This is a genomic window from Kitasatospora sp. NPDC042419 (genome assembly GCF_056437345.1).
Map to the genome: position 1 here is coordinate 1 of NZ_JBWKAW010000038.1, position 15,676 is coordinate 15,676.

Below are 15,676 nucleotides of genomic sequence, written 5' to 3' on the forward strand. Positions count from 1 at the left end.
TCCCGCGTCGCCCTGATCACCGACGCCATGGGCGCCGCCGGCATGGGCGACGGCCTCTACCCCCTCGGCCCCCTCCAGGTCGAGGTCAAGGACGGTGTCGCCCGGCTGGTCGAGGGCGGTGCGATCGCCGGCTCCACGCTCACCCTGGACGTCGCGTTCAAGCGCTCGGTCACCGTCAACGGCCTGACCCTCAACCAGGCCGTCGAGTCCCTCTCCGCCGTCCCGGCCCGCCTGCTCGGCCTCGCCGACACCGTGGGCACGCTGGAGACCGGCAAGAACGCCGACCTCGCGGTGCTCGACTCCGCCACGTACGACCTGGTCGCCGTGATGCGCCGGGGCGAGTGGATCACCGGCGGCGACCGCTTCGCCCCGATCGCCTCCGCCTGATCCCCGGGCCTCGCCCGCGACCTGCCCGCGCCGGCCGGCGCACGTGAGACGGCCGCCCGTTCCCCGAGGGGAGCGGGCGGCCGTCTCACGTGCACGGGCCGGCGGACCGGCAGCCGGATCAGCCGGAGGTCTCCAGCACCACCTGGTCGATCAGGATCGCCCCGCTGCCCGCCGGCACCGTGATCGTGATCGTGTTCGCCCCGGCCTGCAGCGGCGGGGTTATGTACGTCTTGAACCAGGAGGACGCCGGATCCTTCCCGGGCGAGTAGTTCTTGAACGACAGCCCGCCCGGCCAGTCCTTGCCGTTCACCGCCGCCGGGCCCTTCACGTCGGCGCCCGGGTTGTTGTAGTACACCCAGAACTTGTAGCTGCCGGCGGTCGGAACCTCACCGGTCCAGGTGACCGACCCGCCGGGCTGCAGCGTCAGGTAGCTGCCGTCCGCCGACCGGGCACCCTTGACGGTGTTCCCGGACGGCGCGTTCTGCGCCTGGAGCTGGCTCGCGTCGACGGTGCCCGGCCCGGCCGTGGCGGTCGCCGAGGGCGTCGCCGAGGCGGAGGCCGTCGGACTCGTGCTGCCGGTGCCGCCCGGGGTCGCCGGGGCGCTGGCCGAGGTGGTGCCGCCCTTGGCGTTCTCGTCCTTGCCCCCGTCCGGGTCCCCGGTGGAGAGGGCTATGCCGGCGCCGATCGCGATGGCCGCGACCACCGCCACCGCACCGATGACCGCCCCCTTGCCCCGGCCGCTGCCCGGCCGCTCCTCCCCCGGTTGCGGGCGGGAGTGCTCGGCGTACCGGGCCTGCTGGGTCGGGGCGCCCCCGTACTCGGAGTGCTGGGTGGGCTGGCCGCCGTACTCGCCCTGCGGCGGGTACGGCTGCGCGGGCTGGCCCTGCGGGTAGCCAGGCTGGGCCGGGTAGGGCTGCTGGGGCCGGGCCTGCTGCCCGTACTGGGCGCGGCCGACCTCCATCGGGCGGCTGTACGGCGTGCGCGGCACGCCCTGCTGGGGTTCGGACGGCTGGGCCGCCCCGCCCTCGGCCGGACGGTACAGGTAGCCGAACGGGTCGTCGTCCTGCGGGGTGCCGCCCTCCGGGCCCTGGGGCACTCCGCTGCTGCCGGCGGTGGTCACGGTGGTCAACTCCCCCATCGCGGTCGCGCCGCCGGGCTGCCGTGCCCCCGGCGCTGGTCGTGGTCGCTTGTACCCGGGAACACTACCTGCCGTCGGCGACGCCCCGAAAAGACCCCTTGACAACCAGCGGGTAGCTTTCGTCCGGAACCGCCCGACCGCGCGGTCCGCGACCCCTGGTCGGGCCCTCGGTCGGGGCCCTCCAGCGGCCCCGCCGACCGGAGGATCAGCCGGCCCGCCGGTGCGAGCGCTCGCCCCTGGCCCCGCGCACCGAACCGCCCCGGGCGCGCTTCTCGTCGTACATCCGCTCGTCCGCGGTGTGCAGCACCTCCTCGATGCTCATCCCGCAGCCCGCCCAGCCGATCCCCAGGCTGACGCCGACCCGCATCGCCCGTCCGTCGATCCGCATCGGCGGGATGATCGCGTTGCGCAGCCGGTGGGCGAGGTCCTTGGCCTCGTCGCGCCCGATGCCGTCGGCCAGCACCACGAACTCGTCGCCGCCGAGCCGGGCCACCGTGTCGCCGTCCCGCACGGCCCCGCTGAGCCGGCGGGCGACCTCGACCAGGACGGCGTCGCCGGCGTTGTGACCGAACCGGTCGTTGATCGACTTGAAGCCGTCGAGGTCGCAGAAGAGGACCGCCAGCCCTTTCTCGACGACGGCCGGTGCGCCCGAGCGGAACGGGCCCGACCAGGCCTCGCTCCCGGCCCCGTGGTCGGCGGGGACCACCGCGTGCACGTGCTCGCCGTAGCCGGCCGGTCCCGGTGCCGCGCCGGCGGCCGGCAGCGGGTAGCCCTCCGGGGAGCCGTAGCCGTGCGCCGGGCCGGAGCGCGGGTCGGTCCCCTCCAGGCCGTCGTACGCGGTGTGCGCGGTGTAGGAGTCGGCCACCGCGTACCCGGCGCCGGGGTAGCCGCCGGTCGGGAGGCCGGCGCTCCCGTACGGCACGTCGGCGGGCCCGGACTGGTGCCCGGCGACGGCGCCGACCGTCTGGGGCTGGGCGCAGAGCCGACGCCCGAGCCTGGCCTTGAGCTCGGCACCGTTCGGCAGGCCGGTGAGCGCGTCGTGGCTGGCCCGGTGGGCGAGCTGGAGCTCGTGCCGCTTGCGGTCCTCGATGTCCTCGACGTGGGTGAGCAGGAAGCTCGGGCCCTCGGCGGCGTCGGCGACGATCGAGTTGCGCAGGCAGACCCACTGGTAGCCGCCGTCCCGGCGGGAGAGCCGCAGTTCAGCCCGGCCGCTCTCGGCGCTGGTGCGCTCCAGCAGCGCCCGGTCGTCCGGGTGGACGAGGTCGGCGAAGCTCTGCTGGCGGAGCACCGCGCGGGGGCGGCCGAGCAGGCGACAGAGCGCGTCGTTGACCCTGGTCAGCTGGCCGCGCCCGGCGCCGTGCAGTTCGGTGATGGCCATCCCGCTGGGCGCGTACTCGAACGCCTGCCGGAAGCTCTCCTCGCTGGCCCGCAGGGCCTGCTGCTCCTTCTCCAGGCGGGCCAGCGCGCGCTGCATCTCGGCCCGCAGCCGGGCGTTGCCGATCGCGATGGAGGCTTGCAGGGAGAACATCTCCAGCGCCTCGCGGGTCCAGGCGCCGGGCCGTTTGCCGCTGCGCGGTCGGTCCACCGAGAGCACGCCGAGCAGGTCGCCGCCGGCGCTGTACATCGGGGCGAGCAGGCCGTCGGCGGGGTGCCAGTCGTTGGCGTAGACCGGCATCGGACCGTCCCCGATCCAGCGCGGGATGTCGCTGGCGACGGCCCAGCCCCGGTCGTAGGGGAGAAAGCGCAGGGTGCCCCAGTGGTCGCTGACGCCGAGCAGCCGGTCCCAGGACTCGCGGGAGCCGACCTGGCCGAGCAGCACGGAGGGGCCGCCCATGGCGCTCTCCTCCAGCTCCCAGACGGCCGCCACCACCAGGTCGCCGTCCGGCCGGACCAGGCTGACCGCGGCGGCGTCGAAGCCGAGCCCGTGCACCGCACCCTCGACCACGGCCTGCAGCGTCCCGGCCAGGCTGCGGGCAGCGTTGAGGTCCGCCACGACCCGGTGCAAGGTGCGGAGGGTCGCGAGACGGACGTACGGCTCCGACTCGGCTTCCATGCGGGGGCTCCCCGGCTGCTTCGGATAGGTCTTGATTGGTTATCGTCCGATTGCCAGAAGAACTGAATCACAGGGAGCACAGCGTTCGGCACGCTCGGTCAGCAATAGGTCATCACTTGTGACTTAAATCACACGACACTTATGCGCCCTTAATCAGTTCATCCGTTCCGTAAGTGGACATAAGCCGCTATCGGAACATTTCTCGTGGTCGGCCGTCACGGCCCCGCACTGAAGCCGGCTGCCCGCCGGCAGGCCCTCCCCTTCACTCCTGAGGGTGAGAGCGACCGCGAACCGTAACCCCCGGCCCACCCGGCGTCCGCACCGGCCCCCTGCGCCGCTGGTCCTACGACCAGGGCCCGATGCCGTTCCGCCCGGTCCCGGGCTACCGTGCGGTACGTGTACTCGTCCCCGCAGCCCGAAGCTGCCTCCCAAGCAACGCCCGACGAGTTCCGGGCGGCGCTCTCCCAGCTCGCCGCCGGAGTGAGCCTGGTGACCGTCCACGACCCGGAGGACGGCGAGGACCTCGGCATGACCGCCACGTCCTTCCTCTCCGTGTCGCTGGAGCCGCCGCTGGTCCTGATCTCCGTCCGCGAGGACTCCCGGATGGACGAGGTGCTCTCCCGGACCGACACCTGGGCGGTCTCGCTGCTCGCCGAGGGACAGCGGGCGCTCGGCTCACGGTTCGCCATGAAGGGCCGGCTCAGCGACCGGCTGCTGTTCGCCGACGCCCCGCACCACCGCGGACCGTTCAGCGGGGCCCCGCTCATCGACGGGGCGCTCGCCACCGTCGAGTGCCGCACCGAGCAGCGGATCGCGGCCGGCGACCACACGCTGCTGCTCGGCCGCGTCCTGGAGGCGCTGGTGCCCGACCCGGGCGGCCGCCCGCTGCTCTACTTCCGCGGCGGCTACCGCACCCTGGGCTGAGCCCGGCCCGCGCGTACGCGCGGCAGGCCGCCGCGCCCGGCGGGCTACTCGCCGCGCGGGGAGCGCCGCCCCTGCTTCAGCTCGGAGCGGTGCCGCTTGTTGGAGAGCCGCCGCTCGACCATGCCCTTGCTGGGCCTGGTCGCCCGACGGGCCTTCGGCGGCGGCGCGGTCGCCTCACCGAGCAGCGAGGCCAGCCGCGCCGCGGCGACCTCGCGGTTGCGCCACTGCGAGCGGTGCTCGGAGGCGCGGACCACCAGCACCCGCCCGTCCACCAGCCGGCCGGCCAGCCGCTCCAGCGCGCGCTGCTTCCAGACCTCGGGCAGCGCGGCCGAGGCCGCCAGGTCGTAGCGGAGCTCGACCTGGGTGTCGGACGTGTTGACGTGCTGGCCACCGGGGCCGGAGGAACGGGAGAAGCGCCAGACGAGCTCGGCGTCGGGGACGACCACCGATCCCCGTACGCGGATGGGCTCGGGCATGCGCCCATCATCCCGCGCCGGGGCCCCGCCGGTCACCCGGTTATCCGACCCGCCGCCCAGCCCCGACAATGGCCTGTGTGATCGAGCTCGGCTACTCCCTCTCCAACCGCTTCCCCGACCCCCCGCAGACCGACTACCGGACCGCGACGACGCACGCGCTGCGGTACGACCTGTTCTGCGGCGACGTCTACCTCGACGCCGAGGGCGCGGAGCTGTCCACAGCCTGGGGATGGGTCCCGGTGCTGGACTTCGCCTGGGCGCTCTGCGACATCGCCGAGGAACTGGACCGCGACCCGGCCGGCGGCCGCGCCGCCCGGGTGCAGACCGCCGATCTCGACTTCACCCAGAACACCGAGCTGCTGCGGTTCGCCCGCCGGTTCAACTGGGTCGAGATCACCGCCACCTGGCTGCCCGACGAGCCGCCCGCGGTGGTCCGCCACGGCGACCTGAGGCGCGAAGCCCGCGACTTTCTCCAGGACACTCTCGCCGACCTCTTCGACATGCACCCCGATCTCGCCGAGAATCCGGCCATCTGGTCACTTCAGGGCCGGTTCCGTCGAATCTGACGGGGAATACCCGAACCCGTGCCGGCGGCGGAAATCCGCCGACCCGCGTGGAACCATCTCCGCCGGTTCCCGCGTTATCCCCGGCAAAAGCAATCGAAGGGACAGCACACACCATGCCAGTGAGCCTCTCCAAGGGTGGCAACGTCTCGCTGACCAAGGAGGCCCCCGGCCTGACCGCGGTCACCGTCGGCCTCGGCTGGGACGTCCGCACCACGACCGGTGCCGAGTTCGACCTGGACGCCAGCGCGATCGTGCTGAACGCGGACGGAAAGGTGCTGTCCAACGGCCACTTCGTCTTCTTCAACAACACGAGCAGCCCGGACAACACCGTCGTCCACACCGGTGACAACCGCACCGGCGAGGGCGCCGGCGACGACGAGGCGATCAACGTCAACCTCGCCACGCTGCCGGCCGAGGCCACCCGGATCACCTTCCCGGTCTCGATCTACGACGCCGTCGCCCGGTCGCAGAACTTCGGCCAGGTCCGCAACGCCTACATCCGCGTGATCAACGCGGCCGGTGGCGCGGAGATCGCCCGCTACGACCTCTCCGAGGACGCCGCCACCGAGACCGCCATGATCTTCGGCGAGCTCTACCGCAACGGCGCCGAGTGGAAGTTCCGCGCCGTCGGCCAGGGCTACGCCTCCGGCCTGGCCGGCATCGCCCAGGACTTCGGCGTCCAGATCTGACGTCCCGGCACTCCGGTCCCCGGGCGTCCTGACGCCCGGGGCCGAGCGCCCCGGAGCGCCCGTCCCGCCCTCGGCGGACGGGCGCTCCGCCGCTCCCGCGCCCGCCGCGCACGGAGCGGGGTGGCCCGGAACGGAAGAGCGGCGCGGGAGGACGGTACGCCGTCCTCCCGCGCCGCCGTCGTTCCGGGGCCGGTGCTCAGCGCGAGGCGCGCAGCTCCGGGAGCTGGATCAGTTCGGTCTCGTCGTGCGGGGTCAGGTCGACCACCTCCGGCCCGGCCGCCTCCTCGGCGTCCGCCTCGGGGGCCCCGACCTGCGGCAGCACCTGCGTCTCCGCCTCGGACCGCTCCCCGCCGGCGACGACGGCCTGGAACGGGGCCGGAGCCTGGGTCCGGGCCTGGGCCGGGGCCTGCCCGGCCGCCGCCTGCTCCCGCGCCTGCTGCCGGGCCTGGGCCTCGACCGCCTCGTCCCCGACCACGTCCGCCAGGTCGGCCCGCTCGCCGAGCTCCGCGACACTGCCGACGGACGGCGCCGGAGCGGCCGCCCGGACCGCCGGACCGGAGCCGCGGCCGAAGAAACTGAACCCCTGCCCCCGCACCGCCGAGGACTGCACCGGCCGCGGACGCTGCCGCTCCGCCGGCACCGCGGGCGGGACGGCGGGCGCCCCGCCGAGCTGTCCGACCGTCGCCGTCAGCACCGGCCGGACCGGAGCCGCCGGAGCCGCCGGAACGGCCCGCACCTCCGGAGCACCGGGAGCCGCCTGGGCGGCCGCCGCGGACGGCCCCGCCACACCGGGGGCGGGCACCGCGGGGGCGACCGGAGCCGGAACCGCCGGCACCACCCGCGGGGAAGCCGCCGGGGAGGCGGCGGCCGAGGTCGTCGCGGACGAGGTCGTGGCGGGCGCCGTCCTGGCCCGCAGCGCGAGCTCGGCACCCGCCGCGCGCTCCCGCTCGGCCTGCCGCTGCGCCTCCCGCTCCCGCTGCGCCTGCAGCTGCGCCGCGCGCCGCTCCAGCTGCCGCAGCACGGCCCCGGCGCGGACGAACGCGGCCGGACTGGCCGGGTACCTGGGCCGGCTCGCCGCGAGCGCCCGCTGGGTCGCCTCGGCCTCCTTGAGCGCCTGCTCGGCGACCATCACGGCCCGCTCCTTGAGCAGCCGGGCGATCTCGGTCTCGGCCTTCGCCAGCCGGGACTTCTCGGCGGTCAGCCGCCGCCCGAACCGGGTGGCCCGCTCCTCGGCCACCTCGGCCGCGTACTCGGCCTCGGCGAGCTGCTCCTCGAACCGCTCCTCGGCCCGCAGCCGCTGCGCGACGGAGACCTCGGCGGCCGCCCGCGCGGCCCGGTCGCGCTGCCGCAGCAGCACCGCGATCCCGAGCGTCGCGAGCACCGCCGCGACGCCCACCGAGCGGACCAGGACGGTGTCCTGACTGAAAAGCAGCGCGGCCAACGCGGCGACGATGAGCACGCCGGCGGCGGTGGGGGGGAAGATCCGGCCGAGGACGGAGGAATGACGGTGGCGTCCGCGAGACATGCCAAGAAACTAGCGTGCGAATTGGGGCCGTGTCAGCCCAGGGTCCGCTTTGGCCCTTGACACCGCACCGGCCTTACCGGACGTACCCGGGGAATCACCCAAGATCACCGGAAAATGCCTGTTCAGCGGTGGGTGGCCGCCGGCCCGTGGGCACCCGGGTCGTCGTGGTTCTCCGGCAGCTTGCAGACGTGCTGCAGCCAGAGCGCCGCCGCGATCACCGCCACACCGGCCAGCACCGCGAAGCCGGCGGTGATCGCCTGGTCCTTGCGGGCCGGCACGTCCAGCTCGCCGAGCAGGTGGATCCCGGCGCCCGCGTAGATGCCGGTGACCACCGCCGAGACCAGCGCGCTCGCCTGGCCCAGCACCACCGCCCGGGCCGCGCCCAGCGGATCGACCCGCTTCGCCCCGGGCTGCCGCTCGCGCGCCGCCTTCAGCCGCGAGCGCAGCGACAGCGCGGTGGCGAGCAGGATCACCGCCACCGCGGCCAGCACCACCGGCGCCGCGCCCGGCACGGCGGGCAGCGTGTCCAGGGAGGACCAGAGCTTGGCGCCGGCCCAGGACAGCGCCGTGGTGACGGCGGTGATGCCGACCAGCAGGCGGAGGCGAAGCAGCTTCACGCGGACAAGGTCCTTTCCCGGGGCAGCGGTGACGGGCGGCCGCCCCCGGGCACGGGCACGGCGGCGCCAGGCCACCGTACCGGGCCCGGCTCGACAGGCACCCCGCACCGGGGCGCCCACCTGGTCGGCGCCCACCAGTTCGTACGGCCGGGACCCCCGCCCGAGTTCCCCGGACCGGCTCCGTGCCGGCCCGGGCGGGGCGGGGCGCCCGCTACTCCGGCAGGGTCAGCCCGATGTCCTCGCGCCGCCGGACGCCCTGGGCGTCCGGACCGCCGAGCGCCGCCAGCAGCTCGGCCACCGGCCCGTGGCCGGGGACCTCGGCGTCCGGCTGGGCGTCCAGCCAGGGGGCGAGCACGAAGGCCCGCTCGTGCGAGCGCGGGTGCGGCAGCAGCAGCTGCGGGTCGTCGCTGGTGACGCCCTCGTAGGCGAGGATGTCGACGTCCAGGGTGCGCGGCCCCCAGTGGACGGTGCGGACCCGGCCGAAGGCGTCCTCGATCGCGTTGCCGCGCTCCAGCAGGTCGCGCGGGGGCAGCGAGGTGCGGAGCACCACCACCGCGTTGTAGTAGGCGGGCTGGTCCTCGGGGCCGCCGACGGCCGCCGTCTCGTACACGGCGGAGACGGCCTTGATCCTCAGCCCGGGGGTGTCGGCCAGGGCGTCCACGGCCCCCTGGAGGGTGTCCAGGCGGTTGCCGAGGTTGGAGCCGAGGGCGATCACGGCGCAGCGCTGGCCGTGCAGGGTGGTGTCGACCGAGTCCACCCGGCTCTCCAGGTCGAACGCGCTCGGCGCGGCGGTCGGGTCGCTCGTGCTCATCGGACTTCCTCTACGGCTGGAACGGGCTCTGCGGCTGCCGCGGCGCGCGCGGCGGCGGTCACGCGCGGACCCGGTGGATGGTCACGGTCACGTCGTCGAACGGCACGGTGATCGGGGCGTCCGGCTTGTGCACGGTCACCTCGACCTCCTCGACCGCCTGGTGCTTCAGGCACTGGTCGGCGATCCGCTGGGCCAGGGTCTCGATCAGGTCGACCGGCTCGCCGGCGATGATCGCGGTGACCTCCTCGGCCACGATGCCGTAGTGCGCCGTGCGGGTGAGGTCGTCGCCGGACGCGGCGGGGCGGGTGTCCAGGTACAGCACCAGGTCCACCACGAAGGTCTGGCCCTCGACCCGCTCGCGCTCGAAGACGCCGTGGTGGCCCCGGGCACGCAGGCCCCGCAGGGTGACGCGGTCCAGCAAACGAATCACTGCTCCCAGTCGGACGGGCCCCGCCCCGGAAGGGTGTGGGCAGGCAGGGCGAAGGCGGGCGTCGCGCCCGCCACTGCGTTTTCGAATCTACCCGCGCGCGCCGACAACACCTGACCGTCCTACCCGGCACGAACCGTCGCCACGCGCGCCGGAATGGCGCTTGACGTGAACGTTCGGTGACCGTCCGGGAATTCCCGGGCCACCGCCGGGCGACATTTCCCGCCCGCTCGCGGAATCAGTCCTCTTCGTCCTCGTCGGCGCTGGTCAGAACGGGTGAACCGTGATGCGACCAGACTTTCCACCCGCCCGGGGTGCGGCGGAAGAGGTTGGTCGAGACGACCTTTCCGCCGACCAGCGGGCCGAGTTCGCCCTCCTCCTCCGCCTCGCCGCCGGAAAGGATGTTCTCGGTGCACGTGACAAGGGCCACATCGCCGTGCACCTCCGCCTCCTCGTCGGTGAGGATGAACTGGATGTACTCGGTGTTCGCCATGATCAGCATGTACGACCGGGTCACCTGGGCCCGTCCGCGCAGCACCGGCCAGCCCGGGTGGACGCAGACCACGCCCCCCTTGTCGTCGGCCTCGCCCGCCCCGAGCCAGGCGTCCTCGACCGCCGCGAGGTCCCCGTTCTCCAGCGCCTCGTAGAGCGCCCGGTTGGCCTCCAGGACCGCCTCCCGGTCCGCCTCGGCGGCCCGTCGGCCCGCGGTCTCCCCGCTCAACCTGCCGTCACCTGCCATGACCCTCCCGTCCTCCCTGCCGGTCACCCCTGCCGGGCCGCGCGCTGCCAGGCCGCGACCACCCGGACGGCATCCGCCGTGCCGGACACGTCGTGCACCCGCACCGCCCAGGCCCCCGCCCGGGCCGACAGCACCGACACCGCAGCGGTCGCGTCGTCGCGCTCTCGGGCCGGGCGCAGTTCCCCGGTTTCCGGGTCGGCGAGCAGCGTACCCAGGAACCGCTTGCGCGATGCGGCGACCAGGACGGGCCGGCCGAGCGCGGTGAGTGCGTCGAGCCGGCCGAGCAGCGCCCAGTTGTGCTCGGCGGTCTTGGCGAAGCCCAGGCCCGGGTCGAGGATCAGCTGCTCCTCCTTGGCCCCGGCCGCCAGCAGCGCCTCCATCCGGACGGTCAGCTCGGCGGCCACGTCCGCGACCACGTCGTCGTAGACCGCCAGCCGGTCCATGTCGGCGGACTGCCCGCGCCAGTGCATCACCACGAACGGCACGCCGGTCTCGGCCACCACCCGGGCCATCGCCGGGTCGGCCAGCCCGCCGGACACGTCGTTGATGATCGCCGCACCGGCCGCCACGGCCTGCTCCGCGACGGAGGCCCGCATGGTGTCGACGGAGACGGTCACCCCGGCGTCGACCAGCTCCCGGACCACCGGCAGGACGCGGTTCAGCTCCTCGCCCTCGGGCACCCGCTGCGAACCCGGGCGGGTGGACTCCCCTCCGACGTCGACCAGGTCCGCGCCGCGGGCGCGGAGCGCCAGCCCGTGGGCGATCGCCCGGGCGGGGTCGTGCCACAGGCCGCCGTCCGAGAAGGAGTCGGGGGTCACGTTGACCACGCCCATGACGGCGCAGCGGTCGAGCCGCGGCAGTCCGGCCGGCAGGGAGAAGGGCACCGAATCGCTCATAACCCCATTATCTGGCCGACGCCATCCGGTCACTCGGCAGCCCACCCCCCGAACCCCCTCCGGAGGACGCCGCCGGCCCCCGCCGAGGAGGGTCCTCGACGGGGGCCGGCGGAAGGGGGCGCGGGGACCGGGCGGCCCGCCGGACCGCTCAGGCGGCCTCGGTGACCTCCGGTCGGGCGTCGGCCGGCATCAGGCCCTGGCGCTGCCGCCTGCGGCCCAGCCGCGGCATGCCGAGGGTGATGAAGGCCTCCGCCTGCATCGCGGCGAAGCCGATCCGGGGCAGGTCCCGGGTGTTCGGGAAGACCAGGAACCGCGGCTCCCACTCCGGCTGGAACTTGGCGTTGAACTTGTACAGCGACTCGATCTGGAACCAGCGCGAGAGGAAGACCAGCAGTCCGCGCCAGGCCCGCAGCACCGGACCGGCACCGATCCGCTCGCCGCGGGCGAGCGCCGAGCGGAACATCGCGAAGTTCAGCGACACCCGGCGGACGCCCATCGCGGGCACCGCCTGCAGCGCCGCGACGATCAGCAGTTCGTTCAGTCCCGGGTCGGCGGCCCGGTCCCGGCGCATCAGCTCCAGCGAGATGCCGTCCGCCCCCCAGGGGACGAAGTGCAGCACGGCCTTGAGGTCGTCGCCGGCCTCGCCCTCCTCCGGGGCCTTGTGGGCGGTGACCACCACGCAGGCGTCGTCGCCCGGGTCGCCGAACCTGCCGAGCGCCATCGAGAAGCCGCGCTCGGTGTCGGTGCCGCGCCAGCGGGCCGCGGCCTCGGCGATCCGGTACTTCTCCTCCGGGGTCAGGTCGGAGACCCGGCGGACCTGGCAGGAGTAGCCGTTGCGCTCGATCCGCTTGACCATCTGGCGGACGTTTCGCATGGCCCGCCCGGCCAGCGAGAAGGTGGCGGTGTCGACGATCGCCTCGTCGCCCAGCTCCAGCGCGTCCAGGCCCGCCTCGCGGGTCCAGACCTCTCCGCCGACCTCGCTGCAGCCCATCACGGCCGGCACCCAGGCGTGCTCGCGGGCCTCGGCCATGAAGACCTTGATCGCGCCGGGCCAGGCCTCGACGTCGCCGACCGGGTCGCCGGAGGCGAGCATCACCCCGGAGACCACCCGGTAGGAGATCGCCGCCTTGCCGCTGGGCGAGAACAGCACGCTCTTGTCGCGGCGCAGCGCGAAGTAGCCGAGCGAGTCCCGCTCGCCGTGCCGCTCCAGCAGCCCGCGGACCTTCTCCTCGTCCTCGGCGGTCAGCTCCGGCTTGGGCTTCTCCGGCCGCAGCGCCAGGTACGCGGTGGTGAAGGCGGTGATCAGGCCCATCCCGCCGAGCAGGTAGGCGACCAGGTCGGAGACCCGGTCCGAGCTGTAGTGGACCTGCCCCTCGAAGCCGAACAGCCCGTAGAGGACGTGCTCCAGCCGCTCGTACAGGCCGGCGTGGCCGAGCTCGTACCCGGTCCGGGTGGAGACGACCAGCAGGCCGAGCAGCACGCTCACGGCGCCCATCACGACCAGGTTGACCAGCGCCCGCCAGCGGGTGCGGGGGTCTGCCTTGGCGTAGAACTCGCGCCGGTGGACCAGCACGACGACGAACAGCACCAGCGAGATGACCGCCGGGCCCAGCTGGTGCCAGCGCAGCAGGTGCAGCGCGGCACCGACCGGCAGCAGGACGCAGACCGCCCGCCAGGCCCGCCGCTTGCGCCGGCGCAGCGCGTGCGCGAGCAGCACCAGCAGCAGGCCGACCATCAGCGTGCCGGCCGCGGCCAGGGTGGTGGTGCCGCCGGGCAGCTGCCCGGCGAAGGTGTGCACCTTGGTGTGCCGGAGCTTGGGGAACACCGCGCTGGCGATGTCCACCAGCCCGATCAGCAGACAGGCGTAGCCGACCGCGCCGGGCAGCCAGGCCCGCGGTACGGCGGCCGCTTGGGTACGAAGCGTCTGCAGCCCGCGGCGGCGGGGCGGCTGCTCGGGACTCGGCTCAACGGACACGGGAACGCTCATGGAGGTTCAGCGTAGAGGCTGCGGAGCGGTGTCCGGTCACTCCGGGGGAGGAGCCGTGATGGGCCTTCATGCCATTTCCTTCATCAGGCAATACGCACACCAAGGAACCGGCAACGGAGGGTAAACCGGCCCCCTGGGGGCACTGCGATTGAGCCGAGGGGTGGGTGCCGGAGCCCCGCGCCGCGTGGCGCGACGGGGCCCCGCGTACGCGGTACGTACGGTGGACGCCGCATTCTAGGGCGCCGGTTGCGCACCGCGGCGGGCGGTCTCCCGGGCCCGCCCGGCGTCCGGACAGCCTAGCCGCGCTGGCCCCGGCTGACGCACCGCCAGACGATGAACCCTGCACCGACAGTGTCCCACCGGAAGGCCCACGGCATGGAACTGACCAGCGACGCGCTGATGAACTCGCTCCTCGCCCTGGGTTCGGCGGCCCTCGTCACCACCCTCTGGATCTGGCCCCGGCTGGCGCGGCAGCGCCCGCTGCCGGTGCTCGGCCGGGTCGGACTGATGACGGTCACTCAGGTCTCGGTGCTCGCGGTGCTGGCCCTCGCCGTCAACAACTCCTTCGGTTTCTACACCACATGGGACGACCTGCTCAGCTCGGGCGGCACCAAGCTCACCCTCACCAGCAACGAGAACCACAAGGGGGCGCCGGCCCCCGACGCACTGCTCCAGCCGACCGAGGAGGGCGGCATGGAGACCATCGGCGACCTGCCGAAGGGCCCGCCCGAGGAGGCCGGCAAGGTCGAGTCGGTCCGGATCACCGGCAAGGAGACCGGCCTGTCCGACCAGATGTTCGTCTACCTGCCGCCCGAGTACTTCGACCCGAAGTTCGCGCTGATCCGCTTCCCGGTGATGCTGGCCATCGCCGGCTACCCCGGCACGACGCTCAATCTGATGAAGGACCTGCCGGTCATCCAGACCGCCGCCGAGCTCCAGCGCGCCGGCCGGATGCAGCCGACCATCGTGGTGCTGTCCCGTCCGACCGTCGCCCCGCCGCGGAACACCGAGTGCGTGGACGTCCCCGGCGGGCCGGCCGCCGAGTCCTGGTTCACCAAGGACGTCCCGGAGGCGCTCCGCTCCGCGTACCGGACCAGCCGCTCGCCCGCCGCCTGGGGGACCTTCGGCTACTCGACCGGCGGCAGCTGCGCGTTCCGGCTGGCGATGCGGTTCCCGAACGTCTTCGGCGTCGCCGGCGGCCTGCACGGCGACTTCAAGGTCGTCGAGGACCAGTTCACCGGCGGCAGCCTGTTCGGCGGCGACAAGGCACTGGCCGAGCAGAGCGACCTCGCCTGGCGGCTGCAGAACCTGCCCGTCCCGGCCCTGTCGATGCTGGTGGTCTCCACCCGCAAGGAGGCCGACTACCCGCGGACCGTCCAGTTCGTCGACCTCGCCCAGCAGGTCTCCGCCGCCAACCCGCAGTTCGCCGTGGAGTCGCTGTACCTGGACGACGGCGGCCACAACTTCGAGAGCTGGGTGCGCGAGCTGCCCGCCTCCCTGGAGTGGATGGGCCACCACCTCGGCTAGGGCAGCTGAGTGATTACCGGCCGGTCGGGCGGACCGGGCGGCGAGCCGGGGGAACGCATCGAGACCGCCCGGCCGAACGGCCGGCACCGTCCCGGATCCGGGCAGGAGGCCCCATGCTCAGCACCCGATCACTCTTCGACGAGATCTACCGGAACGACGAGGCCTATCAGCTGTTCTGCAGCATCGCAGCCGGCGGCGAGGACCAGGGCGGCTGGGAGAACGAGCGGATCACCGAGCTCACCCGCGACCCGGTGCTCGCCCCGAAGATCGCCCGGCACGGCGCCGACGAGCGCAAGCACGGCCGGATCTTCGCCCAGCTGCTGAACAAGCGCGGCCTGCCCAAGGTCGACGTCCCCGCCGAGGCCGACTACTGCATGCTGCTGGAGCGCCAGGGCGTCGGCCTCGCCCACGAGCGGCTCACCAGCAGCGTGCCGCTGACCGAACGCGAGATCATCACCTACCTGGCGCACAGCCGGGTCACCGAGCAGCGCGCGGCCGAGCAGATGCGCCAACTGGTCAAGGTGTACGGCGACAACCCGGACGTCGGCCGGGCGATGCGGATGATCTCGGCGGACGAGGACAACCACCTCGCCTACTGCCACGAGGAGCTGCTCCGGCTGGTCACCGAGGGCCACGGCCCGTACATCCGGCACGTCCTGGAGACCAGCGCCCGCGGCGAGATCCGCACCCACCGGGACGTCGGACTCGCGGTGACGTCACGGATGGCGCGGATCCTGCGGTGGCCCCGCTGGCAGCTGGCCGTGGTCACCGCGGGCGTCCACGCGCTCTACCTGTACGACCTGCTGTACGGCTGGCGCCGGATGGTGCGGCTGCGGATGCCCGCGCGCCGCAACGCCCTGGGCACGCCCGCGCCCCCGCACGCGACGGCGGAGGCGCAGGAGGCGATCTGACCC

Annotated in this window: 16 protein-coding genes; 6 read left to right on the forward strand and 10 right to left on the reverse strand. The window is 73.9% G+C overall.

Annotated features, from left to right (window positions below):
* Positions 1-387 (forward strand): amidohydrolase family protein (locus AC067J_RS39120; protein WP_478307565.1); only part of this gene is annotated, 387 nt, incomplete at its 5' end.
* A gap of 118 nt (positions 388-505) precedes the next feature.
* Here AC067J_RS39120 and AC067J_RS39125 read toward each other — a convergent pair.
* Together AC067J_RS39125 and AC067J_RS39130 are read right to left on the reverse strand one after the other, a co-directional pair.
* Complete coding sequence (locus AC067J_RS39125) at positions 506-1,516, reverse strand: carbohydrate-binding protein (protein WP_478307566.1); 1,011 nt, start codon at positions 1,514-1,516, stop codon at positions 506-508.
* A 214-nt stretch (positions 1,517-1,730) separates the two neighbouring features.
* On the reverse strand, positions 1,731-3,578 hold the full coding sequence (locus tag AC067J_RS39130) for a GGDEF domain-containing protein (protein WP_478307567.1): 1,848 nt from the start codon (positions 3,576-3,578) through the stop codon (positions 1,731-1,733).
* 396 nt (positions 3,579-3,974) lie between these two features.
* Here AC067J_RS39130 and AC067J_RS39135 point away from each other — a divergent pair, with 396 nt between their 5' ends.
* Positions 3,975-4,502 (forward strand): flavin reductase family protein, encoded by a 528-nt coding sequence (locus AC067J_RS39135; RefSeq protein WP_478307568.1) that lies wholly within the window; start codon positions 3,975-3,977, stop codon positions 4,500-4,502.
* 44 nt (positions 4,503-4,546) lie between these two features.
* On the opposite strand, the gene arfB is transcribed toward AC067J_RS39135, so the two are convergent.
* The gene (arfB, locus tag AC067J_RS39140; protein WP_478307569.1) at positions 4,547-4,978 is read right to left on the reverse strand and encodes an alternative ribosome rescue aminoacyl-tRNA hydrolase ArfB; all 432 of its coding nucleotides are present in this window, start codon (positions 4,976-4,978) and stop codon (positions 4,547-4,549) included.
* 68 nt (positions 4,979-5,046) lie between these two features.
* Between arfB and AC067J_RS39145 the strand changes: the two genes are divergently transcribed.
* On the forward strand, positions 5,047-5,544 hold the full coding sequence (locus AC067J_RS39145; RefSeq protein WP_478307570.1) for a hypothetical protein: 498 nt from the start codon (positions 5,047-5,049) through the stop codon (positions 5,542-5,544).
* 113 nt (positions 5,545-5,657) lie between these two features.
* Positions 5,658-6,233: a TerD family protein gene (locus AC067J_RS39150; protein ID WP_478307571.1), complete on the forward strand. Its 576-nt coding sequence runs from the start codon at positions 5,658-5,660 to the stop codon at positions 6,231-6,233.
* A 196-nt stretch (positions 6,234-6,429) separates the two neighbouring features.
* On the opposite strand, the gene AC067J_RS39155 is transcribed toward AC067J_RS39150, so the two are convergent.
* The 7 genes from AC067J_RS39155 to AC067J_RS39185 all read right to left on the reverse strand — a co-directional run bounded on the left by AC067J_RS39155 (position 6,430) and on the right by AC067J_RS39185 (position 13,235).
* Positions 6,430-7,758 (reverse strand): hypothetical protein, encoded by a 1,329-nt coding sequence (locus AC067J_RS39155; protein WP_478307572.1) that lies wholly within the window; start codon positions 7,756-7,758, stop codon positions 6,430-6,432.
* A gap of 122 nt (positions 7,759-7,880) precedes the next feature.
* Positions 7,881-8,375: a DUF3180 domain-containing protein gene (locus AC067J_RS39160; protein WP_478307573.1), complete on the reverse strand. Its 495-nt coding sequence runs from the start codon at positions 8,373-8,375 to the stop codon at positions 7,881-7,883.
* 211 nt (positions 8,376-8,586) lie between these two features.
* Positions 8,587-9,186, reverse strand: a complete 600-nt coding sequence (gene folK / locus AC067J_RS39165; RefSeq protein WP_478307574.1) for a 2-amino-4-hydroxy-6-hydroxymethyldihydropteridine diphosphokinase — start codon at positions 9,184-9,186, stop codon at positions 8,587-8,589.
* Positions 9,187-9,244: 58 nt separating this feature from the next.
* The gene (gene folB, locus AC067J_RS39170) at positions 9,245-9,604 is read right to left on the reverse strand and encodes a dihydroneopterin aldolase (protein WP_478307626.1); all 360 of its coding nucleotides are present in this window, start codon (positions 9,602-9,604) and stop codon (positions 9,245-9,247) included.
* Positions 9,605-9,851: 247 nt separating this feature from the next.
* Positions 9,852-10,352, reverse strand: a complete 501-nt coding sequence (locus AC067J_RS39175) for a nuclear transport factor 2 family protein (RefSeq protein ID WP_478307575.1) — start codon at positions 10,350-10,352, stop codon at positions 9,852-9,854.
* 23 nt (positions 10,353-10,375) lie between these two features.
* Positions 10,376-11,248, reverse strand: a complete 873-nt coding sequence (gene folP, locus AC067J_RS39180) for a dihydropteroate synthase (protein WP_478307576.1) — start codon at positions 11,246-11,248, stop codon at positions 10,376-10,378.
* Positions 11,249-11,396: 148 nt separating this feature from the next.
* Positions 11,397-13,235 carry a phosphatidylglycerol lysyltransferase domain-containing protein gene (locus tag AC067J_RS39185; protein ID WP_478307577.1) on the reverse strand — a complete coding sequence of 613 codons (1,839 nt, stop codon included), beginning with the start codon at positions 13,233-13,235 and terminating at the stop codon, positions 11,397-11,399.
* 375 nt (positions 13,236-13,610) lie between these two features.
* Here AC067J_RS39185 and AC067J_RS39190 point away from each other — a divergent pair, with 375 nt between their 5' ends.
* Together AC067J_RS39190 and AC067J_RS39195 are read left to right on the forward strand one after the other, a co-directional pair.
* Complete coding sequence (locus AC067J_RS39190; protein ID WP_478307578.1) at positions 13,611-14,762, forward strand: alpha/beta hydrolase; 1,152 nt, start codon at positions 13,611-13,613, stop codon at positions 14,760-14,762.
* A 113-nt stretch (positions 14,763-14,875) separates the two neighbouring features.
* Positions 14,876-15,673 (forward strand): ferritin-like domain-containing protein, encoded by a 798-nt coding sequence (locus tag AC067J_RS39195; protein WP_478307579.1) that lies wholly within the window; start codon positions 14,876-14,878, stop codon positions 15,671-15,673.
* Positions 15,674-15,676: the final 3 nt, after the last annotated feature.